The 21,854-nt window shown below is 71.1% G+C and carries 24 protein-coding genes; 16 read left to right on the top strand and 8 right to left on the bottom strand.

The genetic code is table 11. The features are described from left to right. The first annotated feature begins 26 nt into the window (after positions 1-26). Both IH26_RS0133215 and IH26_RS0133210 read left to right on the top strand, forming a co-directional pair. Positions 27-788: a trans-aconitate 2-methyltransferase gene (locus tag IH26_RS0133215; RefSeq protein WP_030440215.1), complete on the top strand. Its 762-nt coding sequence runs from the start codon at positions 27-29 to the stop codon at positions 786-788. Between the two features lie 17 nt (positions 789-805). After that, positions 806-1,831 carry an adenosine deaminase gene (locus IH26_RS0133210; protein ID WP_030440214.1) on the top strand — a complete coding sequence of 342 codons (1,026 nt, stop codon included), beginning with the start codon at positions 806-808 and terminating at the stop codon, positions 1,829-1,831. Here the strand turns inward: IH26_RS0133210 and IH26_RS60230 are convergent. From IH26_RS60230 to IH26_RS0133190, 4 genes are all read right to left on the bottom strand, one after another. Continuing rightward, positions 1,816-1,968, bottom strand: a complete 153-nt coding sequence (locus IH26_RS60230) for a hypothetical protein (protein ID WP_157437510.1) — start codon at positions 1,966-1,968, stop codon at positions 1,816-1,818. The genes IH26_RS0133210 and IH26_RS60230 overlap by 16 nt on opposite strands. 12 nt (positions 1,969-1,980) lie before the next feature. Further along, complete coding sequence (locus IH26_RS0133200) at positions 1,981-4,131, bottom strand: RICIN domain-containing protein (RefSeq protein WP_030440213.1); 2,151 nt, start codon at positions 4,129-4,131, stop codon at positions 1,981-1,983. 215 nt (positions 4,132-4,346) lie between these two features. Next, a complete protein-coding gene (locus IH26_RS0133195) occupies positions 4,347-5,744 on the bottom strand; it encodes a HAMP domain-containing sensor histidine kinase (protein ID WP_030440212.1) in 1,398 nt (465 codons plus the stop codon). A 17-nt stretch (positions 5,745-5,761) separates the two neighbouring features. After that, entirely contained in the window at positions 5,762-6,451 is a 690-nt protein-coding gene (locus IH26_RS0133190) for a response regulator transcription factor (protein WP_030440211.1), read from the bottom strand. Positions 6,452-6,547: 96 nt separating this feature from the next. Here IH26_RS0133190 and IH26_RS0133185 point away from each other — a divergent pair, with 96 nt between their 5' ends. After that, a complete protein-coding gene (locus IH26_RS0133185) occupies positions 6,548-7,435 on the top strand; it encodes an ADP-ribosylglycohydrolase family protein (protein WP_030440210.1) in 888 nt (295 codons plus the stop codon). A 63-nt stretch (positions 7,436-7,498) separates the two neighbouring features. Next, on the top strand, positions 7,499-7,984 hold the full coding sequence (locus tag IH26_RS0133180; RefSeq protein WP_084599244.1) for an HIT family protein: 486 nt from the start codon (positions 7,499-7,501) through the stop codon (positions 7,982-7,984). Here IH26_RS0133180 and IH26_RS0133175 read toward each other — a convergent pair. Next, a complete protein-coding gene (locus tag IH26_RS0133175) occupies positions 7,944-8,525 on the bottom strand; it encodes a TetR/AcrR family transcriptional regulator (RefSeq protein WP_030440208.1) in 582 nt (193 codons plus the stop codon). The two genes, IH26_RS0133180 and IH26_RS0133175, sit on opposite strands and share 41 nt — an antisense overlap. Before the next feature lie 66 nt (positions 8,526-8,591). Between IH26_RS0133175 and IH26_RS0133170 the strand changes: the two genes are divergently transcribed. Continuing rightward, the gene (locus IH26_RS0133170; protein ID WP_030440207.1) at positions 8,592-9,806 is read left to right on the top strand and encodes an FAD-dependent monooxygenase; all 1,215 of its coding nucleotides are present in this window, start codon (positions 8,592-8,594) and stop codon (positions 9,804-9,806) included. Positions 9,807-9,809: 3 nt separating this feature from the next. On the opposite strand, the gene IH26_RS0133165 is transcribed toward IH26_RS0133170, so the two are convergent. Beyond that, the gene (locus IH26_RS0133165; protein WP_030440206.1) at positions 9,810-11,966 is read right to left on the bottom strand and encodes an elongation factor G-like protein EF-G2; all 2,157 of its coding nucleotides are present in this window, start codon (positions 11,964-11,966) and stop codon (positions 9,810-9,812) included. Positions 11,967-12,144: 178 nt separating this feature from the next. Between IH26_RS0133165 and pgsA the strand changes: the two genes are divergently transcribed. The 4 genes from pgsA to IH26_RS0133145 are packed head-to-tail and all read left to right on the top strand — an operon-like array spanning position 12,145 to position 15,370. Continuing rightward, the gene (gene pgsA, locus IH26_RS0133160; protein WP_030440205.1) at positions 12,145-12,777 is read left to right on the top strand and encodes a phosphatidylinositol phosphate synthase; all 633 of its coding nucleotides are present in this window, start codon (positions 12,145-12,147) and stop codon (positions 12,775-12,777) included. 50 nt (positions 12,778-12,827) lie between these two features. After that, positions 12,828-13,640 (top strand): phosphatidylinositol mannoside acyltransferase, encoded by an 813-nt coding sequence (locus IH26_RS0133155; RefSeq protein WP_051808963.1) that lies wholly within the window; start codon positions 12,828-12,830, stop codon positions 13,638-13,640. Between the two features lie 10 nt (positions 13,641-13,650). After that, complete coding sequence (locus tag IH26_RS0133150) at positions 13,651-14,805, top strand: glycosyltransferase family 4 protein (protein WP_030440203.1); 1,155 nt, start codon at positions 13,651-13,653, stop codon at positions 14,803-14,805. Between the two features lie 25 nt (positions 14,806-14,830). Then, positions 14,831-15,370 (top strand): hypothetical protein, encoded by a 540-nt coding sequence (locus IH26_RS0133145; protein WP_030440202.1) that lies wholly within the window; start codon positions 14,831-14,833, stop codon positions 15,368-15,370. A 31-nt stretch (positions 15,371-15,401) separates the two neighbouring features. On the opposite strand, the gene pdxS is transcribed toward IH26_RS0133145, so the two are convergent. Beyond that, positions 15,402-16,298, bottom strand: coding sequence for a pyridoxal 5'-phosphate synthase lyase subunit PdxS (gene pdxS, locus IH26_RS0133140; protein ID WP_051808950.1), 897 nt, complete (start codon positions 16,296-16,298; stop codon positions 15,402-15,404). A gap of 323 nt (positions 16,299-16,621) precedes the next feature. On the opposite strand from pdxS, the gene fliQ reads away from it, so the two are divergent. The 4 genes from fliQ to IH26_RS0133120 all read left to right on the top strand — a co-directional run bounded on the left by fliQ (position 16,622) and on the right by IH26_RS0133120 (position 19,178). Beyond that, positions 16,622-16,891, top strand: a complete 270-nt coding sequence (fliQ, locus tag IH26_RS0133135) for a flagellar biosynthesis protein FliQ (protein WP_030440200.1) — start codon at positions 16,622-16,624, stop codon at positions 16,889-16,891. 196 nt (positions 16,892-17,087) lie between these two features. Next, positions 17,088-17,684 (top strand): pyridoxal 5'-phosphate synthase glutaminase subunit PdxT, encoded by a 597-nt coding sequence (pdxT, locus tag IH26_RS0133130; protein ID WP_030440199.1) that lies wholly within the window; start codon positions 17,088-17,090, stop codon positions 17,682-17,684. A 17-nt stretch (positions 17,685-17,701) separates the two neighbouring features. After that, entirely contained in the window at positions 17,702-18,454 is a 753-nt protein-coding gene (locus IH26_RS0133125; protein WP_030440198.1) for a YebC/PmpR family DNA-binding transcriptional regulator, read from the top strand. A 154-nt stretch (positions 18,455-18,608) separates the two neighbouring features. Further along, a complete protein-coding gene (locus IH26_RS0133120; RefSeq protein ID WP_245665737.1) occupies positions 18,609-19,178 on the top strand; it encodes a Uma2 family endonuclease in 570 nt (189 codons plus the stop codon). 23 nt (positions 19,179-19,201) lie between these two features. Here IH26_RS0133120 and IH26_RS0133115 read toward each other — a convergent pair whose 3' ends face one another. Further along, positions 19,202-19,732 carry a hypothetical protein gene (locus IH26_RS0133115; protein ID WP_030440196.1) on the bottom strand — a complete coding sequence of 177 codons (531 nt, stop codon included), beginning with the start codon at positions 19,730-19,732 and terminating at the stop codon, positions 19,202-19,204. Positions 19,733-19,837: 105 nt separating this feature from the next. On the opposite strand from IH26_RS0133115, the gene ruvC reads away from it, so the two are divergent. From ruvC to IH26_RS0133100, 3 genes are all read left to right on the top strand, one after another. Continuing rightward, positions 19,838-20,365, top strand: a complete 528-nt coding sequence (ruvC, locus tag IH26_RS0133110) for a crossover junction endodeoxyribonuclease RuvC (protein WP_030440195.1) — start codon at positions 19,838-19,840, stop codon at positions 20,363-20,365. Then, on the top strand, positions 20,362-20,964 hold the full coding sequence (gene ruvA, locus IH26_RS0133105; protein ID WP_030440194.1) for a Holliday junction branch migration protein RuvA: 603 nt from the start codon (positions 20,362-20,364) through the stop codon (positions 20,962-20,964). The genes ruvC and ruvA overlap by 4 nt, the downstream gene beginning before the upstream one ends. Positions 20,965-21,242: 278 nt before the next feature. Next, entirely contained in the window at positions 21,243-21,665 is a 423-nt protein-coding gene (locus IH26_RS0133100; RefSeq protein ID WP_030440193.1) for a hypothetical protein, read from the top strand. The last annotated feature ends 189 nt before the right edge of the window (positions 21,666-21,854 follow it).

The following is a 21,854-nucleotide window of genomic DNA, read 5'->3' as shown; positions in this document are numbered from 1 at the left end:
GTACGTACGGTTTAGGAAGGTTGATCATGTGGGATGCCACCGTGTACCGGCGTTTCGGGGCCGAGCGCTCCCGCCCGTTCTTCGATCTGACCGGCCGCATCGACGCGGCACGCCCGCGAACCGTCGTCGATCTTGGCTGCGGCCCCGGTGAGCTGACCCTGACGCTCGCCGAACGCTGGCCGGGCGCCCGGGTGACCGGCGTCGACTCGTCGCCCGACATGATCGACAAGGCGGTCGCGCACGGCGGCCCGGCCTGGTTCCAGCTCGGCGACGTCCGCGACTGGAAGCCCGGCCCCGACGTCGACGTGCTGGTCACCAACGCCACCCTGCAATGGGTGGACGGCCACCACGACCTGCTCGCCCGCTGGGCGGCCGAGCTCCCGCCCGGCGCCTGGATCGCCATGCAGGTGCCCGGCAACTTCGACGCCCCCTCGCACCGCCTGCTCCGCCAGGTCGCCGAGCGGTACGGCGTCGCCCACGCGACCCGGGAGGCCCCGGTCGACGACCCGGCCGGCTACGCGAACCTGCTGATGGGCGCCGGTGCCCGGGTCGACGCGTGGGAGACGACCTACTTGCATTTGCTGCCGGCGGCCGGCGACGGGCACCCGGTGCTGCGCTGGATGGAGGGCACGGCGTTGCGGCCCGTCAAGGCCGCCCTGGACGAGAATGCCTGGGAGTCGTTCCGCGCCGACCTCGGCCGGGAGCTGACCGCCGCCTACCCGGCGGCACACGGGCACGTCGCGTTCCCGTTCCGCCGCGTCTTCGTGGTGGCCCGGACCGCGGCCTGAGACAAAGGGGATCACTGGTGACCGACCTGACCTCGTTCATCGCCGGGCTGCCGAAGGCCGAGCTGCACGTCCACCACGTCGGCTCGGCCTCGCCGCGGATCGTGGCCGAGCTGGCCGCCCGGCACGAGGGCCGGTCGCCGGTGCCGGCCGACCCGGCCGCGCTCGCCGACTACTTCGCGTTCTCCGACTTCGCGCACTTCATCGAGGTCTACCTGACCGTGGTCGACCTGATCCGGGACGACGAGGACGTGCGGATGCTCACCTACGAGGTCGCCCGCGAGCTGGCCCGCCAGCAGGTCCGGTACGCCGAGCTGACCATCACGCCGTACTCCAGCGTGAAGCGGGGGATCGCCGCCAAGGCGTTCTGCGAGGCGATCGAGGACGCCCGCCGCGGCGCCCGGGCCGACTTCGGCATCGAGCTGCGCTGGTGCTTCGACATCCCGGGCGAGGCCGGGCTGCCCGCGGCCGAGGAGACGCTGCGGATCGCCCTGGACGAGCGGCCGGACGGGCTGATCAGCTTCGGACTCGGCGGGCCGGAGGTCGGCGTGCCGCGGCCGCAGTTCAAGCCGTACTTCGACCAGGCGCGGGCGGCCGGGCTGCACAGCGCGCCGCACGCCGGCGAGACCACCGGGCCGGAGACGATCTGGTCGGCCATCCGCGATCTGGGGGCCGAGCGGATCGGGCACGGCATCTCCGCCGTGCAGGACCCGCAGCTGATGGCGTACCTGGCGGAGCACGCGATCCCGTTGGAGATCTCGCCGACCTCCAACGTGCGCACCCGGGCGGTCGCCGCGATCGAGGAGCACCCGCTCGCAACGCTGTTCCGGGCGGGCGTTCGGGTCAGCATCAACTCCGACGACCCGCCGATGTTCGGCACCACGCTGGAGGAGGAGTACGCGGTCGCGGCCCGGCTGCTCGACTTCGGCAAGGCCGGGGTGGCCGGGCTGGCCTTCGCCGCGGTCGACCAGAGCTTCCTCGACTCGGCCGGTAAGGAAGCCCTGATCGCGGAGATCGACGCCTACGTGACTCAGAACCTGGCGTAGAGGGGCTCCTGCCACACCGCCAGCACCACGATGATGCCGATGGTGAGGATCGCGATCCAGCGCACCAGGCGCCGCTTGTTGAACCGGGCCGGGCCCTCCTCGGGCTCGGCCAGGGGTTTAGTCAGCGTCTCGGGCATTGTCGCCTCCCGCTAATCCGGTACCGCTGTCCAGCTCTGGTGGCGCTGACCGTTGCCGTTCTGGAGCACCAGCACACGGTGCGCGCCGAAGCGTTGCTGTCCTGCGCCGACGACCAGGTCGCCGACCGTGGTGCGCAAGGTGAATCCGAACGGCGAGGCCTGCAACTGCCAGCGGGCCCCGTCGTCGGTGCCGCAGTCGCCCTCCACCAGGGGCGCCCCGGCGACCGGGTTCCCGTCCAGCGGCACGATGCACTTGCCGGTGGCCCGGGAGACCAGGGAGTACGAACCGTTCCCGGCCGGCACCAGCTGCCACTGCTGCTGCGCGTTGCCGTCGTTCTCGGCGAGCGTCAGCGGCGTGCTGTTGGCGGTCCGGGCCGCGTACAGGTCGGCCGACCCGCCGGTCAGCGCGTTGGTGAGGGTGAACCACGTGTTCTGGGCCGGCCGGGCGGCCGGCGCGGTCTCGGCGGTGGCCTTCGCGGCGTACGTGCTGCCGGTCTTGATCGTCACCTGGTAGGTAGCGTCCGGCTTGAGGCCGATCAGCCGGGCGCGGGTCGCCTTGGTGGTGGCGATCGGCTTGTTGCCGACCCAGACCTCGTAGGTGGCCGTCTCCGAGGCGGCGCTCCAGGTCAGGTGCACCGAGCTGCTGGTCGCGTCGCGGATCTCGAGCACCGCCTGGACCGGCTCGGCCGACAGGTTGTTCACCACCGGCTCGGTCTGGTTCGCGGCCGGCGCGGACGACGGCGCGATGCTGGCCTGCTGGCCGGTGGCGTTGCCGTCGCCGTGCCCGCCGGTCGTGCTGCCGGCCGGGCTGGGCGACGTGTCGCCGGCCGGCGCCGAGACGCTCGCCGAGACCGACGCGGCCGCCGGCGCGCTGGGCGTGGCGCTGGGCTCGACAGCGCCCGGCGCGTCCGGGATGTCGTCCCCGCCGTCGCCACGCAGCAGGAACTCGCTGGTCGCGATGTTCCAGTTCTTCGCGAGGTAGCTGCCCGGCTTCGGGTTGGTGTTGAAGTAGTCGTCGTGGCCGCAGTCGAGGCGGGTCTCGTGCTTCTTCGGGCAGACGTCACGGACCGGCTTGCCCGACTGGTTCCCGTCGCAGAGCAGGTCGTACTCGTCGAGGCAGCCGCCGGCGCCGTCGGCGTTCGGCGAGTCGATCAGCACCGCGCCCAGCGTCTGGGTCAGCTCCCGGGCCGCCATCACCGAGCTCCAGCAGCCGGAGTCGATCCGGCCGTACGACGGGCCGCCGTTGTTGCGGTTGCCCAGCCCGGCGCGGGTGTCGGCGATGTAGGTGGCGATGCCGCAGTAGACGTTCGTGTCGGCGAACATCAGGTACTTGCGGTCGGTGCGGTTGTAGCCGAGCGTCTGCAGCGCCTGCACGCTCTTGGCGAACGTGTCCAGCGCGTCCGACGGCACCTGCACCTCCTCGACGTCCACCCGGCACTGCGGGGTGGTGACGAAGCGGATGTGCCGCGAGCCGCCGGTCTCGCCGGCGCTCTCGTCGAAGATCTGGTCGGCGCCGCCGGCCCAGGTGCGGATCGAGCCGAGGAAGTCGGTGTACCGCGACGGGGTGCCGAACTCGTGCAGGTAGAGCACCTGGACCCGCTTGCCGTCGCGCCCGTCGGCCTCGCAGGCGACGCCCTGGTTGCCCATGATGAAGTCGGCGTCCGCGGGCGCGGCGTCCGGGATCAGCGCCGGCGCGTCCGCGGTCAGCGCGCTGCCGCCCTCGTCCCGGGCGATCTCGGCGTCGGTCGGCACCGAGCCGGACTCCAGGGTCGGCTGCACCGGCTCGGGCGCCTTGGCCGTCACCGGGGTCACGCCGCGGCGCACCGCGAGCCCGGCGGGCACCGGGTCGGGGCCGTGCGTGCAGGTCTGGTCGTCCAGTTGGTACGCGCCGGCGCAGATCGCGCCGGCCTTGGCCGCCTGGAGTCCCTCGTAGATCAGGCCCAGCCCGGGGTTGTCCTTCGGCAGCGCGGCCAGCTCGAGCTGTTGCGAACCGCCGGTGACCTGGTGCAGCACGCTGGGGCCGACCACCCCGCCCACACCCAGCACGGCGAGGCCGAGGCCGACCGGCAGCAGCCGGTGCGTCCACGGGCGCCTCGGCGCCTGCGGGGTCTCCACCCGGCGATGCGCGCTCGGCGCGACGACCGGCCGGCGGTGGGTGGACAAATCCTCTCCTTGCCTGGCGGGGGCGCGGTGGGAGGCGGCGATGGGGTTACCGCCTCTCACCGCGTGTGAGCTTCGCCGGTTCGCTACGCGGGGACGATGTGCGGGGTCCGAACCGGGAAGCCGGATGGGATCGAAGCGAACACTGCCAGCCTTGAGGAACCGGCGGAACCTCTTTAATCCAGATCTAAGCAACTGTTGCACCGCTACCGACCCGCTCACTCGGCCCGGCCGGGCCGAGTGGTCCGCTCCCGAGTGGTCCGCTCCCGGGCGAGCCGGCCGACCAGGCCGAACCGGCTGGCCTGCTTGGGAGCGGCATCGGCGTCGGCGAACAGCATGACCACGCTGGCGCCGCCCATCGCGGCACGGTCGAGGCTCACCGAGCCACCCCCCGCCTGGGCGGCGCGGCGGGCGATGTCGAGTCCGAGTCCGGTCGAGCCCTGGTTGCTCTGGCCACGCTGCATCGCCTTCTCCGGGTCGGGGATACCGGGCCCCGCGTCGTCGACACGCACGGCGACCCAGCCGTCACGCCGGGAAATGCCCACTTCGAACGCCGTACCTTGCGGGGTATAGCGGAAGACATTACCCAAAACGGCATCGAGCGCGGCAGCCAGTTCCGCCCGCGCGACGGGAACCGGGATGCGGAGTTGAGCGCCGATCACCCGGCACTGCCGGTTCTGGTCGCCGGCCAGCGCCGACCAGAACGTCATGCGTTCCCGGACCACCTCGCTGGCGTCGCACACCCCGTCCTCCGGGGCGCTCGCCACCTGCGCGGCGACCGCCTGACGGGTCGTGTTGATCAGCGAGTTGACCTCGCCCTCCAGCGTCACGATCGCCTTGCGGATGCGCCGGATGCCGCGCCGCCGGTCGAGCTCCTCCTGGTCGAACATGCCGACCTGGGTGTCGTCCGGGTCGAGTGCCTCGGCGTCCAGGCGCAGCGCGGTCAGCGGGGTCCGCAGCCGGTGCGACAGGTCCGCGACCAGTTCCCGCTCGTCGGTGCGGGCGCTGACCAGGCGGTCGGCCATCCGGTTGAACGCGTACCCGGCCTCGGCCAGCTCGCGCGGGCCGGACGGCTGGATGCGTACGCCGAGGTCGCCGTCGCCGACCGCGAGCGCGGCGTGCACCAGATTGCGCGCCGAGCTGACCGCGCCGCGGGCCAGCCGGTCGACCACGAACACCGAGCCGCCGATCAGGCCCAGCGCGATGCCGAGCAGCAGCAGCCAGTCGCGGGTGATGTCGCCGTTCAGGTCCCGGGCCGGGATGAACACCTCGACCACCGACGTCTTCCCGGACACGGTGACCGGCTCCAGGCGTACGAGACCGTCGGAGACACCCACCTCGCGGATGGCGCCCCCGGAAGCCGTCTTGCGCACCTCGGCCGCGCCCGCCCGGCCCGGCGCGGTGTCGCCCGGCGGATGGATCACGATCTGGCCCCCGGCCGCCGCGACGGCGGCGGCCAGGCCCTTCTTGTCGGCGCCGGCCGCGACCGCGCCGGCGACCATCGCGCCGCGCCGCTGCGCCGCCGACAGCACGTCGTCGCGGTGGTCGGAGCGCAGCTCCCAGCCCAGCGGGACGAGGAACGCGAGCGCGGCGACGGCGGTGGTCACGGCGGTGATCGTCGCCAGCCGGGATCTCAGTCCGGCGCCACCAACCGGAATCCGACCCCCCGCACGGTGCGCAGGTAGCGAGGCTTCGCCGCGGACTCGCCCAATTTCCGACGTAGCCAGTACAGATGAACGTCGATCGTCTGGTCCTCGCCGACCGATGGCTGTCGCCATACCTCCTCCAACAGCTCACGACGGGAGACCACGCGGCCCGGGCGTGCTGCCAAATATGCCAGTAGATCGAATTCCTTGCGGGTCAGGGCCAGCGGCTGGTCGGCCAGGCTGGCACTGCGCTCGCCCACGTCCACCCGGAGCTCGCCGACCTCGTGCACGGCCGGCTGAGCCGTCCGGCTGGCGCGGCCCACCCGGCGCAGCACGGTGGTGATCCGCGCGTCGAGGTGGGCGCCCGTGAACGGCTTGACCATGTAGTCGTCGGCGCCGGCCCGCAGCAGCCGCACGACGGTCTGCTCGTCGTCACGCGCGGTGGCGATGATGATCGGGACGTCGGTGATGCCGCGCAGCATGCGCAACGCGTCCGAACCGTCCAGATCGGGCAGGCCCAGGTCGAGCACCACGAGGTCGGGCGTCTCGGCGGCGACCCGGCGCAGCGCGTCCAGCGCCGTGCCGACGGCGTGCACGGCATGGCCCCGATCGGTGAGGGATCGGAGCATGGCGCCGCGCACGACGTGATCGTCCTCGACGAGCAACACCGTGGCCATGCAGAGACCGTACTGCCAACCGCCAGCCGGGCCTAACCGGTGATTGAGGGACACCCTTCGATCACGTTCCGTAGTGGAATACCATCCGATGTGCCGATGTCATTCACGCTTTTTCCCGGTACGCGACTGGCCCTGGCCCTGGAGAGCCTGGCCGGTCTGAGCGTTGGCGACGCGCTCGGGGCGGTTGTGGAAAGAAGCCGGATCGACTTCGCTGAGCTGCCGCCGGCCCCGTGGGAGTGGACCGACGACACCGAGCAGGCGTGCTGCCTGGTCGCCGTGCTCGACGAGGGCGATCTCGACCGGGACGCGTTCGCCGAACTGCTCGGCCGTCATCACGATCCGTATCGGGGCTACGGTCCCGGCGCGGTGGTCCTGCTGCGCGCGATCCGCGAGGGCCTGCCCTGGCCGATCGCGTCGGCGGCGGCCTTCGACGGGGCCGGATCGCTGGGCAACGGGGCGGCGATGCGGGCCGCTCCGCTGGGCGCCTGGCACGCCGACTCGCTCGCGCACGCGGCGGCGCAGGGGGCCCGCGCGGCCGAGGTGACCCACGCGCACGCCGAGGGGATCGCCGGCGGGGTGGCGGTCGCGGTGGCGGCGTCGCTCGCGGCGGCCGGCCGGCTCGACGGGCACCGGCCGGAGCTGCTGAAGGCGGTGGCGGCGCACACGCCGGACGGTCCGGTCCGCGAGGGGTTGCTGCGGGCGACCCGGGTGCGGTCGGCCGAGGAGGCGGCGTACGAGCTGGGGAACGGGTCACAGGCGATGGCCCGCGACACCGTCCCGTTCGCGGTGTGGGTGGCTGACCGGTTCCTCGCCGACTACCCGGCGGCGATCGAGGCCTGCGCGGCGGCCGGCGGGGACGTCGACACCACCTGCGCGATCGCCGGCGGGATAGTCGCCGCGCACACCGGGATGGACGGCATCCCGGCCGCCTGGCTGTCGGCCCGCGAGGCGCTGCCGTCCTGGCTCGCCGCCGCGTTGGCATAGGCTTCTGCTGTGACCGAGAGCGGCGAGCCCGACGGCCTGGAGCGGCTCTGGGCGCCGCATCGGATGGCCTACCTCACCGGCGAGGACGCGCCGCCCGGCGGCTATGCCGAGCCGGCCGGTTGCCCGTTCTGCCGGGCGCCCGGGCTGCCCGAGCCGGAAAGCCTGGTGGTGGCCCGCGGCGAGCTGGTCTACGCGGTGCTCAACCGGTATCCGTACAACCCCGGGCACCTGCTGATCTGCCCGTACCGGCACGTGGCCGACTACACCGACCTCACCGACCCCGAGGCGGTCGAACTGGCCGCGCTCACCCGCACGGCGATGCGGGTGACCCGCAGCGTGAGCACCCCGCACGGCTTCAACCTGGGCATGAACCAGGGCGCGGTGGCCGGCGCCGGGATAGCCGCGCACCTGCACCAGCACGTGGTGCCCCGGTGGGGCGGCGACTCGACCTACATGTCGGTGATCGGCCGCGCCCGGGTCATCCCGCAGGTGCTCGCCGACACCCGGGTCATGCTGGCGAAGGCGTGGCCATCGTCGCCAGCGCTCTGATCCCGGCGACGATCTCCTCGGGGCCCGGCGCGGTGGCCGGGTCGGTGAACCACTGGGTGAGGATGCCGGACATCAGCGCCATCTGCACCGCGCCGAGGGTGCGCACGGTCTCGTCGTCGAGCTGATCCTCCGGCACGCCGGTGAGCAGCGAGGCCATCCCGCGGCGGCCCTGCTCGACGCCCGCCGCGAGCTGCTCGCGCAGCTTCGGGTTGTGCTCGGCCTGCACCACGATCTCGATGCTGGCCATCCAGAGCGGGCGGTCGTCGGTGATCGAGCCGATCACCCGGCGCCAGAAGCCGACCAGTTGCTCCTCGCCCGCACGGCCCGGGCCGGCCAGCGCGAGGCCGATCTTGTCGCCCCAGTCCTCCATGGCGCTCAGCATCGCGGCGGTCATCAGTGCGTCGGTCGAGCCGTAGTGGTAGCCGATCGAGCCGAGGTTGGTGCCGGAAAGTGCGACGATGTCGCGGGCGGTCACCCGGGCATACCCCTTCTCGAGCAGCGCTTGCTTTGCTCCCACCAGCAGATCTTCCTTGTGGCCCACGGGCTGATCCTAACTTCTATACAAGCGTCCTATACAAACGTCTTAGACGCTTGTATATTACTTCTCATGACTGCTGGAAGTGTTCTGATCTCGGGAGCCGGCGTGGCCGGTCCCGCCCTGGCGCTGGGCCTGCGCCGCCGTGGCTTCGCGGTGACCGTCGTCGAGCGCGCGCCGTCGCTGCGCACCGGTGGGTACAAGGTGGACGTCCGCGGTGCCGGCGTGACCGCGCTGAAGCACCTGGGCGTCTACGAGCGGGCGCGGGCCGTCGACGTCGGCATGAAACAGATCACCTACGTCCGGCGGGACGGGCGGCCGATCGCCGCGCTCCCGGCCGACCTCCTGATGGGCCGGCGCGGTGACGACATCGAGGTGCTGCGGGGAGACCTGAGCGAGATTTTGTACGCGGAGACTGCCGCCGACGTGGAGTACGTCTTCGGCGACGCGATCGCGAGCCTGCACGACGGCCCGGACGGTGTGGACGTCACCTTCGAGCGAGGCGCGGCGCGCCGCTTCGACTACGTGGTCGGCGCCGACGGCCTGCACTCGGCGACCCGCAAGCTGGCCGGCCTTCAGTCCGGTTTTGGGTGGCGTGCGGGGCGGTCGGAGGGCTTTGGCGACGTGCCCCCGGAGCACCTCGGCGCGTACATCTCGATCTTCTCGGTGCCGAACCACCTGCGCATCGACCGGGAGGAGATCATGTTCTTCCGCCCGGGCCGGCTGGTTTTCGCGTACGCGATGGGCCCGCACCGGCCCGCCCAGGTCGGCATGGTCTTCGCATCGGCGCTGCTCGGCCACGACCGGCGGGACGTCGCCGCGCAGAAGGCGCTGATCAAGGACGCCTTCGCCGGGATGGGCTGGGAGGCCGACCGGTTCCTCGCGTCGCTCGACGCGGCCGGCGACTTCTACTTCGACTCGCTCGCCCAGGTCGGCCTGCCGCGCTGGTCGTCCGGCCGGGTCGGGCTGCTCGGTGACGCCGCGCACTGCCCGTCGCCGGCCTCCGGGCAGGGCACCAGCCTGGCGCTGGTCGGCGCGCACGTGCTCGGGCAGCACCTGGGCGAGCCGGGCGGCCTCGAGGAGTACGAGCGGCTGATGCGCCCGTACGTCGACAAGAACATGGCCATCGGCAAGAAGATGGCCAAGGACATGGTGCCGGGCGGCCGCCTCGCGATCACCTTCCGCAGCTACGGCATGCGGACCCTGAAGTACCACCCGCGCAAGGAGCAGGTGATCCACAAGATCCTCGCGCCGATGTACGAGGCGGCCAACGCCATCGCGATCTAGTGGTTACTTGGCATGCTCCTTGCGTACGGCCTCGGCCAGGTGGGCCGGCATCGGCTCGTGGCGGATGTAGGTGCGGGTGAACGTGCCCGCACCCGAGGAGAGGGCGCGCAGCTCCACCGCGTACCGGATCAGCTCGGTCGCCGGCACCTCGGCCCGGACCACGCTGTGCGCGCCGTCCGCCTCGGACTCGCTGCCCAGCGGTCGCCCGCGGCGGCCGGAGAGGTCGCTCATCACCGCGCCGACGAAGGCCTCGGGGACGCGGACGGCGATCTCGTCGATCGGCTCGAGCAGGGTGACCTGGGCGGCCGCGGCCGCCTCCCGCAGGGCGAGCGCGCCGGCGGTCTGGAACGCGGCGTCCGACGAGTCGACGCTGTGCGCCTTGCCGTCGAAGAGGGTCACCCGGAGGTCGACCACCGGGTAGCCGGCGACCAGGCCGCGGTCGAGCTGGCTGCGGACGCCCTTCTCCACCGACGGGATGTAGTTGTGCGGGACGGCGCCGCCGACCACCTTGTCGACGAACTCGAAGCCCGAGCCGCGGGGCAGCGGTTCGACGGTGATGTCGCAGACCGCGTACTGGCCGTGGCCGCCGGACTGCTTCACGTGCCGGCCGTGGCCCTTGGCGGTGGTCGTGAACGTCTCCCGCAGCGGCACCTTGACCGGCTCGGTGTCCAGCTCGACGCCGCCCGAGCGGAGCCGGTCGAGCACCACGTCGGCGTGCGACTCGCCCATCGTCCAGAGCACCAGCTGGTGGGTCTCCGGGTTGCGGTCGAGCCGCAGGGTCGGGTCGCCGGCCACCAGGCGGGCCAGGTTCTTCGCAAGGTTGTCCTCGTCGGAGCGGCTCTTGGCGACGATCGCGATCGGCAGCAGCGGCTCGGGCATCGACCACGGCGCCATCAGCATCGGGTCGTCCTTGCCGGAGAGCGTGTCGCCGGTCTCCGCGCTGCCCGACTTGGTGATCGCGCAGATGTCGCCGGCCACGCAGTACGGCACCTCGCGCAGGCTCGCGCCCAGCGGCGAGTAGACGTGGGCGACCCGCTCGTCGGCGTCGTGGTCGGGGTGGCCGCGCTCGGCCAGGCCGTGCCCGGAGACGTGCAGCACCTGCTCGGGGCGCAGGGTGCCGGAGAAGACCCGGACCAGCGAGACCCGGCCGACGTGCCGGTCGATCGTGGTCTTGACCACCTCGGCGACCAGCGGGCCCTCGGGGTCGCAGGTCAGCGGCGGGCGGGGCGCGCCGTCGACCCCGGTGACCACCGGCAGGTCGTGCTCCAGCGGCGAGGGCGCGCCGGTGACCAGGCCGTCGAGCAGCGCGTCCAGCCCGACACCGGTGGCCGAGCAGACCGGGATGACCGGGTAGAAGTTGCCCTTGGCGACCGCCTTCTCCAGGTCGGCGACCAGGGTGTCGGCGGTGACTTCCTCGCCGCCGAGGTAGCGGTCCATGAGGGTCTCGTCCTCGCTCTCGGCGATGATCCCCTCGATCAGCGTGTTCCGGTCGTCGGCGATCGGCTCGAGGTGCTCGGGCTCGGCCTCGCCCACTTTCGGCGGGTAGCCCTCGGAGTAGTCCAGCACGCGCAGCGTGACCAGGCCGAGCAGGCCGGCCACCGACTCGCCGTCGTCGGCCAGCATCGGCTGGTAGATCGGCATCACGTTTTCGCCGAACGCCTCCTGGCAGGCCTCCAGGGTGCCGTCGTAGTCGGCGCGCGGATGGTCGAGCCGGGTGATCACGACGGCCCGCGGCATGCCGACTGCGGCGCACTCCTCCCACAGCGCGGTGGTCGCGTCGTCGACGCCGCCCTCGGCCGAGACCACGAAGACGGCGGCATCCGCGGCCCGCAGGCCGGCGCGCAACTCGCCCACGAAGTCGGCGTAACCGGGCGTGTCCAGCAGATTGATCTTCACGTCCTGGTGGATCAGCGGCGCGCAGGCCAGCGAGACGGACCGCTGCTGGCGTACCGCCGCCGGATCATGGTCGGAGACCGTGGTGCCGTCGGTCACCGTGCCCGCCCGCGGAATCGTCCCGGTGGCGGCGAGCAGGGCCTCGACCAGGGTGGTCTTGCCCGAACCCGAGTGGCCCACCAGCACCACGTTGCGTACTCTGCCGGGCTCGGTCACCACCGGCGCCGCCGCGCCGTTGAGCCCCTTCTCCGAGGTCTTCTGCGCCATGGCCGGCCGCTCCCTGTCGTTTCGTGAACGTTACGACGCTGTTCCTGAATCCCACACCCGGCGCTGTGATGCTCGCAACCCTTTGTAGTCGGCAAAACGTCGCAGAGATGACGATACGGCCACTGCCGGGCGGGGAGGTGCCGCCCGGAGGTTCGGCGCCGATAGGGTGGGGACCGCCATGGCAAAGATCGTCCAAGTACCCGCCCGTGCCGTCGTGTCGCACGGCGTCAACCCGACCGCGCGTTTCCTGCTGCGGATCGGGATCTCCCCGAACGCCGTGACCATCGCCGGCACCGTCGGCGTGCTGATCGGCGCGTGGCTCGGCGCGACCGGCCACCTCTTCTGGGGCACGTGGGTGGTCACCGCCTGCGCGCTCACCGACGTGCTCGACGGGACGATGGCCCGGATGCGGGGCGGCTCCGGCAAGTTCGGCGCCCTGCTCGACTCGTCGATGGACCGGATCGCCGACGGCGCGGTCTTCGGCGCGGTCGTCTTCTACATGGCGACCCAGGGCAATCCGTACGGCGGCACGGCCGCGGCCCTGATCGCCCTCGCGGCCGGCCAGGTGGTCTCGTACGTGAAGGCCCGCGCGCAGAGCCTGGGGCTGAACGCGGACGTGGGCATCGCCGAGCGCCTCGAACGGCTGGTCATCCTCGGCGTCGGCGGCCTGCTCGGCTCGGCCGGGCTCGCCTGGGGGCTGCCGGCCGCGCTCTGGGTGGTGGCCGGGCTCTCGGTGATCACCGTCTTCCAGCGCCTGATCCACGCCGCCCGCACCGAGCCCGCCCCCGAGCCGGCCCCGGAGACTTCGTGAAGGACCGGCTGACCGAGATCGGGTTCGCGGCCGGCTGGCGGCTGGTCCGCATGTTGCCGCTCCCGGTCGCGCGCGCCCTGTTCAACGCGGCCGCCGATCACGCGTACCGGAAGAACGGCCCCGGCACCCAGCGCCTGCGCCGGAACCTCACCCAGGTCGTCGGACCGGATATGCCGGACTCGCTGGTGCGCGACGGGCTGCGCTCGTACGCGCGGTACTGGATGGAGGCCTTCCGGCTCCCGTCCGGGACCAAGCAGCAGTTCCTCGACGGGTTCGGGATCTCCCCGGAGCACTACGAATACATCAGGAGCGGGACGACCAGTGGCACCGGCATAATCCTGGCGCTGCCGCACATGGCCAACTGGGACGCGGCCGCGGCCTGGGTCGTCTCCAACGGCTGGCGGATGACCACCGTGATGGAGCGGCTCAAGCCCGAGGGTGTCTACCGGCAGTTCGTCGCGTACCGCGAGAAGATCGGCATGGAGATCATGCCGCTCATCGGCGGCGAACGGCCCCCGCTCGACGTGCTCGCCGAGCGGCTCGGCCAGGGTTGGATCGTCTGCCTGCTCGGCGACCGCGACCTCTCCAAGCGGGGGGTGGAGGTCAAGTTCTTCGGCGGGACCACCCGGATGCCGGCCGGCCCGGCGATCCTGGCGATCCGCACCGGGGCGCCGCTCTACGCCGCCGACCTCTCCTTCACCCCGACCCAGACCTACGCGGTGCTGCGCCCGGTCGTGCCGCCCGCCGAGGGGCCGCTCGACGAGCGGGTCAAGGCCACCACGCAACTGCTGGCCGACGCCTACGCCGCGGGGATCGCCGAACATCCGCAGGACTGGCACATGCTGCAGAAACTGTGGCTCTAGGGGGAGCGTCGTGCGGATCGGGATCGTCTCGCCTTACTCCTTCGACGTGCCCGGCGGCGTGCAGAACCACATCATGGACCTCTCCGAGGCGCTGATCGGCCTGGGTCACGAGGTCAGCGTGCTCGCGCCCGCCGAGGAGGACGCCGACCTGCCGCCCTATGTCGTGGCGGCCGGGCGGGCGGTGCCGTTCCCCTACAACGGGTCGGTGGCGCGGATCTCGTTCGGCCCGGTGTCGACGGCGCGGGTGCGGCGGTGGCTCAACCGCGGCAACTTCGACGTGCTGCACGTGCACGAGCCGATGGCGCTCAGCCTCTCGATGCTGGCGGTGCTGTCGGCGCGGGGACCGGTGGTGGCGACGTTCCATACCGCGATGACGAGATCACGGGCGCTGTCGGTTGCCCAGGGGCTGCTGCAGCTGGTGATGGAGAAGATCACCGCCCGGATAGCGGTCAGCGAGCTGGCCCGGAAGGTGCAGGTGGAGCACCTCGGCGGGGGAGCGGTGGAGATCCCCAACGGGGTGGCGTTGGCGAAGTACGCGGACGCCGAGCCGCTGGACGGCTGGCCCGGGAGCGGCGGGGCGCTCGGGTTCCTCGGCCGGTTCACCGAGCCGCGCAAGGGCTTCCCGATCCTGCGGTCGGCCTTCGTGGCGCTGGCCCGGGAGCGCCCCGGTGTCCGCCTGCTGGTGGCCGGCCCCGGCGACGCTTCCCAGCTTTACGACGATATTCCCGACGATATGCACGATAGGGTCAAATTTCTCGGTTTAGTGTCGGAAGCGGACAAAGTTCGCATGCTCCGCAGTGTCGACGTATACGTGGCGCCGAACACCGGCGGGGAGAGCTTCGGCATGATCCTCACCGAGGCGATGGCGGCCGGGACGGCGATCGCGGCGAGCGACCTGGACGCGTTCCGCCGGGTACTCGACGGCGGCAAGGCCGGCGCGCTCTTCCCCACCGGCGACCCGGCCGCGCTGGCCGTCCTGCTCGGCGCGCTGCTCGACGACCCGGACCGCCGGCGGGCCCTCTCGGCGGCCGCGCACACCACCGTCGCGGCCTTCGACTGGCCGGTCGTCGCGCAGCGGGTGCTCGAGGTCTACGCCACCGCGATCGAGGCCACCGACGGCCGGGTCATCGACGAAGAGTGGGCAGAGCCACGGCCGGGGGCCTGACCCGCGGTCGTCGCGGGGCACTACGATGCCCGGCATGTGGTGGGTGCTGGGGGTGGTCGCGCTCGTGGCGCTGCTCTCCGCCTACCTCGGCTGGACGGCGCACCGGGTCGAGCGCGTGCACGTGCGGGCCCAGTCGGCCGAGCGGGCCCTCGACGCGCACCTGCTGCGCCGGGCCGCGGCCGCCGCGGTGGTCGCCGAGGAGCAGGACAACGACGAGCTGTATGCGGCGGCCCGGCTGGCCCTCGACGCCGACCCCGACGAGCGCGAGCCGGCCGAGAACGACCTGACCCGCCTCCTGCGCTCGGCGCCGCTCACCGGGGCCGACCCGGCCACCCGCCAGCTGATCGCCACCAGCCGCCGGGTCGGGCTGGCCCGGCAGGTGCACACCGACCAGGTGCGTGACGCGCTGACCGCCCGCGACCGGCTGCTGGTGCGTGCGCTGGGGATGGCCCGGCGCTACCCGCTGCCGCAGTATTTCGACATCGAGGACCCGGCGCTGCCCGAGTCGGTGGCCGGGGTGCCGCTGCCGGCCTCCCCGCCCACCGCGCCACTCGAGTCGGTCTAGTCACCAGCCGTGCTATGACCAGCCGTTTTATTTACCAGCCGCGCTCGGCGAGCCGGTGCGGCACCGGGATGTCGTCGACGTTGATGCCGACCATGGCCTCGCCCAGGCCGCGCGAGACCTTGGCGAGCACGTCCGGGTCGTCGTGGAACGTGGTGGCCTTGACGATCGCGGAGGCGCGCTGAGCCGGGTTGCCGGACTTGAAGATGCCCGAGCCGACGAAGACCCCCTCGGCGCCCAGCTGCATCATCATTGCGGCGTCGGCGGGCGTCGCGATACCGCCCGCGGTGAACAGCACCACCGGCAGCTTGCCCGCCTCGGCGACCTCCTTGACCAGCTCGTACGGCGCCTGCAGCTCCTTGGCGGCGACGAACAGCTCGTCCTCGGGGAGGGTCTGCAGCCGGCGGATCTCCTGCCGGATCTTGCGCATGTGCGTGGTCGCGTTGGAGACGTCCCCGGTGCCGGCCTCACCCTTCGACCGGATCATCGCGGCCCCCTCGGTGATCCTGCGCAGGGCCTCGCCGAGGTTGGTGGCGCCGCAGACGAACGGCACGGTGAACTGCCACTTGTCGATGTGGTTGGCGTAGTCGGCCGGCGTCAGCACCTCGGACTCGTCGACGTAGTCGACCCCGAGCGCCTGCAACACCTGGGCCTCGACGAAGTGCCCGATCCGCGCCTTCGCCATCACCGGGATCGACACCGCCTCGATGATGCCGTCGATCATGTCAGGATCGGACATCCGGGACACGCCACCCTGCGCGCGAATGTCGGCCGGCACCCGCTCCAACGCCATGACCGCCACGGCCCCGGCGTCCTCCGCGATCTTCGCCTGCTCCGGCGTGACCACATCCATGATCACACCGCCCTTGAGCATCTCCGCCATACCGCGCTTGACCCGCGCGGTCCCGACGGCGGGCTGGTTGTCAGACATGGTTCTGCTCCTCAAGCGGGGTTTCGGTACCTGAATCCTACGCAGCGCCCACCCCCGCACCGATGGCCAATCGACCCCCCGGTGGCCTGCGCGCCGTCCTTGACTTCCGCGATTCCGGCCGTACGCCCGGCCCGGCCCACAACCGCACAAACCGCCCAACCCGGCTTCGCCGCTGGCGCCGGCGACCACCTGCAACACCGGGCCGTAGCGCCCGCATCCGGCCAGGCGGCCGACTTGAGGATTTCGCCCCCGCGAACCGAACCGCAACCCGCCTGCGCCCGTTTCGCACTCCACCACCGGCCACCCGACCCGAACTGACTGGCATGACCGACGCGATGATTACCGAGCTGGCCCTGCAGGCGATGACCATCGCGGCCAAGATGGCCGCTCCCGTCCTGCTCACCGCCCTGGTGGTGGGCTTCGCGATCTCCCTCTTCCAGTCGGTCACCCAGATCCAGGAGGCGACCCTCTCCTTCGTCCCCAAGGCCGTGGCCTGCGGCGCCGCCCTACTCTTCTCCGGCAACTGGATGCTGCACGAGATGGTCACCTACACCACCCAGCTCTTCGAAAAGCTGCCGCAGCTGCTCGGCTGACCCACGTTCCGAAGAGCCGGCCTCCCTCGCGAGGCCGGCTTTTTCGTGGTTTTTGACCACTTACGCAGAATGAAGGGCCAGGGGCAGCGTCAGCTGGGCCCCTGGCCCGGCCTCGGCGTGAGCGACGGTCCGCACCACCCACCCGGATACGACATCTTGAATTTGATCTTGAAGTTGAGCTGCCTAAGCTGGACGCGTGAACATTGGAGTGCTTGCCCTGCAGGGGGACGTTCGGGAGCATCTGGCCGCGCTGGCCGAGAGTGACGTGCTGGCGCGGCCGGTGCGGCGGCCGGAGGAGCTCGCCGACGTCGAGGCGCTGGTGATCCCCGGCGGCGAGTCGACCGCGATCAGCAACCTCGCGGTGAGCTTCGGGCTGCTCGATCCGATCCGGAAGCGGATCGCCGACGGCATGCCGGTGTACGGCTCCTGCGCCGGCATGATCATGCTGGCCACCATGGTGCTCGACGGGCGGCCCGACCAGGAGTCCTTCCAGGGGATCGAGATGACCGTGCGGCGTAACGCGTTCGGCCGGCAGGTCGACTCGTTCGAGGGCGACGTGCCGATCGACGACATCCCGGGCGGCGATTTTCACGCCGTCTTCATCCGTGCGCCATGGGTCGAGGAGGTCGGCGACGACGTGCGGGTGTTGGGCCGCGTCAAGGACGGTCCGGCCGCCGGTAGGATTGTCGCCGTTCGGCAGGGGAACCTGCTCGCCACGGCTTTCCACCCGGAGCTCACCGGCGACCTCCGCGTCCACCGGTACTTCGTCGAGATGGTCCGCCAGGCCGCCTGAGACACGGAGGTTTTCGCATGTCCGGCCACTCCAAGTGGGCGACGACCAAGCACAAGAAGGCCGTCATCGACGCCAAGCGCGGCAAGATGTTCGCCAAGCTCATCAAGAACATCGAGGTTGCGGCCCGCACGGGCGGTGGGGATCCGGCCGGCAACCCGACGCTCTACGATGCCATCCAGAAGGCGAAGAAGAGCTCCGTCCCCAACGACAACATCAACAACGCGGTCAAGCGCGGCTCCGGCCTGGAGGCCGGCGGCGCCGACTGGCAGACGATCATGTACGAGGGGTACGGCCCGAACGGCGTCGCGATCCTGATCGAGTGCCTCACCGACAACCGGAACCGTGCGGCCACCGAGGTGCGCACCGCGCTGACCCGAAACGGCGGCACGTTCGCCGACGCCGGCAGCGTGTCGTACCTGTTCAACCGCAAGGGCGTGGTGATCGTCCCGAAGGGCGCCCTCAGCGAGGACGACCTGATGCTGGCGGTCCTCGACGCGGGCGCCGAGGAGATCAACGACCTCGGGGACTCGTTCGAGGTGGTCAGCGAACCGACCGACCTGATTCCGGTGCGCACGGCGCTGCAGGAAGCCGACATCGAGTACGACTCGGCCGAGTCGTCACTGGTGCCGACCATGACGGTGCCGGTGGACGAGGACGCGGCCCGCAAGGTGTTCAAGCTGATCGACGCGCTCGAGGACTGCGACGACGTCCAGAACATCTTCGCCAACTTCGACGTGTCGGACGAGGTCATGGCGGCTATCGACGCGTGACGCGTGAGGCGTGAGCTTCAGGACGGGGCTGGTGCGGTCTGCACCGGCCCCGTCCGTGTATTTCGGGCGATACTGGTGTCGGCGTTTCGCACGCATGCGAGCATGAGAACAGTTGACTAGTGACAGCTGGTCCAGTGACCAGTAGGATGAGGGGGTGTTGGCCAGCATGCCGAGCATCAATCTGCCGCCCATCGAGGACCTCGACGTCGATGATCTCGCCTCCCTGCCCAAGGAATATCGCTACGAGTTGCACAACGGAAGCCTCGTCATCATGACGCCCTCCATCTACTGGCATAAGTGGATGGCCCGCCGGCTCGTGGACAGGTTCTGCGCGGCCGGGTTTGAGGCGCTCCAAGACACCGGCGTTCGAGGAGATCGGCCACGCGACAACCGGGTTCCTGACGTGGGCGTGCTCATCAATGACCTCGCCGACGTCGCTGAGGACGCAAACCTTCCTGGCTCAGCGTTCCGCCTGGTCGCCGAGATCGTGTCGGAAAACTCCATGAACGGTGAGTACACCGACAAGGCTCAGTGGTATGCGGAGCGCGGCATCCCTGAGTACTGGGTCGTCGACCGGACGCCGGAACGTGCGCGCGACAACGCGGTGGTGCATCTTCATCGCCTGACGCTTTCGGGTGGCTCGACGCCGGCCTACGTTCGCGAGCGCACCGTCCGGCTGTCCGAACTGGAAGTGGAGTATCGTATGAAGGGCGCGCAGCGGTAATGGCGCCGGTCGATCGGTAAAGGTCAGGTGCCGGGGGAGAGCCAGGACATGTACTGGATGATTCCGCCGATCAGGAGAATGCCGGTCACCACCAGGCGGCCGACCCGGTGCCATCGTTCTTTCTTGCAGGCGTGGACCCACGCTATGCACGCGTCGGCCAGCGGGACCGCTCCCGTACGTACGGTGTCGGGAAGCACCCTCGCCTTGCGCAACGCCAGCGTCTGACCCGGGCCATGCAGCGGCACGTAGGGCTGCGTGCGCAGCACGCGGATGTCGACGTCGTAGATCTGCTCGTCGCGCCACTGCTTCGTGCGCGACGCCAGCCTCCGGTGCAGGTATTCGGCCGGGGCGTCCTTGCCCGCCAGCCGTGACCAGGCGCGCAGCCGGCGCCAGTGGCCGGCCACGTCGGCGAGCACGTCCATGTAGAGGTGGCCGCCCTCGGGATCGCCGCCCACCAAGCGGTCCGTCTCGCGGCGCAGGGCCGTCAGGTGGCCGGTGACGAAGGCGACGAACTCCGGTGGCGGCTCGTCATCCATCGGCGGAACGAGGTACATGCCCACTACCTCCCGCACTCATCGTCGAGGCGTGTCGGTGCCGGGCGCAAGACCGGCCCGTATTAGGGTGTCGAACACACGTACGTGCGGCAGGGGAGGTCTGAGGTGCGCGTGCTCGGCGTCGACCCGGGCCTGACCCGCTGCGGCGTCGGCGTCGTCGAGGGCGTGCCCGGGCGGCAGTGCAAGCTGATCGGGTATTACGTGGTTTACACCGACCCCGACGACGACATCGCGCTGCGCCTGCTGCGGCTGGACACCGAGCTGGCCAAGCTGGTCGCCGAGCACAAGCCGCAGAGCGTCGCCGTGGAGCGGGTGTTCTCCCAGCACAACGTGCGGACGGTGATGGGCACGGCGCAGGCCAGCGGGGTCGCCGTGCTGGCCGGCGCGCGGGCCGGGCTGCCGGTGCAGACATATACGCCGAGCGAGGTGAAGGCGGCCGTGACCGGCTCCGGCACGGCCGGCAAGCAGCAGGTGACCAGCATGGTCACCCGGCTGCTCGGGCTGGACGCGCCGCCCAGGCCGGCCGACGCGGCGGACGCGCTCGCCCTCGCCATCTGCCACATCTGGCGCGGCGGCACCCGCGCCCGGATAGAAGCCGCGGCCCTCGCCGCCAGAAGGGGAGCACGACGATGATCGCCAGCGTTCGTGGCGTGGTGGCCGCCGTCAATCCGGACAGCGCGGTGATCGAGGTCGGCGGCGTCGGCCTGCAGGTGCAGTGTGCGCCGGGCACCCTCGCCGGCCTCAAGGCCGGCGTCGAGGCGCGGCTGGCCACCAGCATGGTGGTCCGGGAGGATTCGTTGACCCTGTACGGGTTCGCCGACGACGACGAGAAGCAGCTGTTCGAGCTGCTGCAGACGGCCAGCGGGGTCGGGCCGCGGCTCGCCCAGGCGGTGCTGGCCGTGCACTCGCCGGTAGTGGTGCGCCGGGCGATCGCCGGCGCCGACCTGGCGACCCTCACCCAGGTGCCGGGCATCGGCAAGAAGGGCGCCGAGAAGATGGTCGTCGAGCTGCGCGACCGGATCGGCCCGCTGACGCTCGGCGACGGCGCCCCGGCCGGCGTGCTCCGCGGCGAGTGGCAGGAGCAGGTGCGCCAGGGCGTGCTCGCGCTGGGCTGGACCGTCGCGCAGGCCGACCAGGCGGTGTCCAAGCTGGCCGAGTCGATCGACGGCGAGGCGCCGCCGGTCCCGGTGCTGCTGCGCCAGGCGATCCGCCTGTTGGGCCGGACCCGTTAGGGCCCAAACGGACATAACGCTACAAGGTGGAACAATAAGGGGGGCCGCGCCCCATTCAGGAAGATAAATGAAAATGGGACTGATCCCGTCCGGGCGACTGTGGGATTGGTCATTCTCGCCGGGCGGCCGACGGGATCGCTAGGTGTCGATCAAGCTGCTACCGTCGCCTTGGTTCCAACGGGGGACCCCGATGGGGGAGACGGCGATTTTGCCGCGGAACCGGCGATGCCGGCCGCCTGAATTCGCTTCTCTTCTCGGAAATCGAGAGGTGGAAACACTTGCGTAAGCTTCTGCAGCGACTCGCTGTCGTCGGCGCGACGACCGCGACGCTCGGCGCCGTCGCGGCGTCGCCGGCGATGGCCGCCACCGGTGGCGGTTGCAACCAGCGCACCGACACCACGCCGTGCATCAGCTGGAGCAACAACTTCGTCTACGGCGACTTCTACCAGTACGCGGCGCCGGACTCCTCCCGGGTCAAGTACCGGATCGAGATCTGGACCGGTCGGCCGAACAAGCCGTGGGTCAGGAAGAACACCCGTACCGGGGCGATCGACCACACCGGTCACTACGCCGCTCTCTCCCAGGGCGTTGCCTCCCTTCCGGCCGCCGACGAGCACGCCATGACGCGGGTGATCATCTTCTCCAGCAGCGGCGCCACGGCGCTGCAGGTGGACAGCCCGGTCGTGTACTACCTCACCTGATCGCCGAGCACCTGAGCGGCAGTCGGCGGCCCGTTTCCCGATGGGAGGCGGGCCGCCGTCCCATTTGGCGAGTGTCGGGCCCGGGATGCCGCACGGCGCGGACTAAAGTGAAGACGAATTTCGGGACAGGGGATGGTGGTGATGGTGTGGGGCGTCGATCGGTGTGTGCCGCGACGGGACCCCGCGCCC

Source organism: Actinoplanes subtropicus (genome assembly GCF_000721705.1).
GTDB classification, from domain to species: domain Bacteria; phylum Actinomycetota; class Actinomycetes; order Mycobacteriales; family Micromonosporaceae; genus Actinoplanes; species Actinoplanes subtropicus.
Note: the sequence above shows the minus strand (reverse complement) of the source record. Positions and strands in the feature narration are given on the sequence as shown.

Coding starts and splice junctions, on each gene's coding strand:
- IH26_RS0133145 (WP_030440202.1), top strand. CDS start 14,831: ATGCCCGGCATGTGGTGGGTGCTGGGGGTGGTCGCGCTCGTGGCGCTG.
- IH26_RS0133165 (WP_030440206.1), bottom strand. CDS start 11,966: ATGGCGCAGAAGACCTCGGAGAAGGGGCTCAACGGCGCGGCGGCGCCG.
- IH26_RS0133170 (WP_030440207.1), top strand. CDS start 8,592: ATGACTGCTGGAAGTGTTCTGATCTCGGGAGCCGGCGTGGCCGGTCCC.
- IH26_RS0133180 (WP_084599244.1), top strand. CDS start 7,499: ATGGCCTACCTCACCGGCGAGGACGCGCCGCCCGGCGGCTATGCCGAG.
- IH26_RS0133115 (WP_030440196.1), bottom strand. CDS start 19,732: ATGTACCTCGTTCCGCCGATGGATGACGAGCCGCCACCGGAGTTCGTC.
- IH26_RS0133125 (WP_030440198.1), top strand. CDS start 17,702: ATGTCCGGCCACTCCAAGTGGGCGACGACCAAGCACAAGAAGGCCGTC.
- fliQ (WP_030440200.1), top strand. CDS start 16,622: ATGACCGACGCGATGATTACCGAGCTGGCCCTGCAGGCGATGACCATC.
- pdxS (WP_051808950.1), bottom strand. CDS start 16,298: ATGTCTGACAACCAGCCCGCCGTCGGGACCGCGCGGGTCAAGCGCGGT.
- IH26_RS0133155 (WP_051808963.1), top strand. CDS start 12,828: ATGTTGCCGCTCCCGGTCGCGCGCGCCCTGTTCAACGCGGCCGCCGAT.
- IH26_RS0133190 (WP_030440211.1), bottom strand. CDS start 6,451: ATGGCCACGGTGTTGCTCGTCGAGGACGATCACGTCGTGCGCGGCGCC.
- pgsA (WP_030440205.1), top strand. CDS start 12,145: ATGGCAAAGATCGTCCAAGTACCCGCCCGTGCCGTCGTGTCGCACGGC.
- IH26_RS60230 (WP_157437510.1), bottom strand. CDS start 1,968: ATGCCCGAGACGCTGACTAAACCCCTGGCCGAGCCCGAGGAGGGCCCG.
- IH26_RS0133185 (WP_030440210.1), top strand. CDS start 6,548: ATGTCATTCACGCTTTTTCCCGGTACGCGACTGGCCCTGGCCCTGGAG.
- ruvA (WP_030440194.1), top strand. CDS start 20,362: ATGATCGCCAGCGTTCGTGGCGTGGTGGCCGCCGTCAATCCGGACAGC.
- IH26_RS0133215 (WP_030440215.1), top strand. CDS start 27: ATGTGGGATGCCACCGTGTACCGGCGTTTCGGGGCCGAGCGCTCCCGC.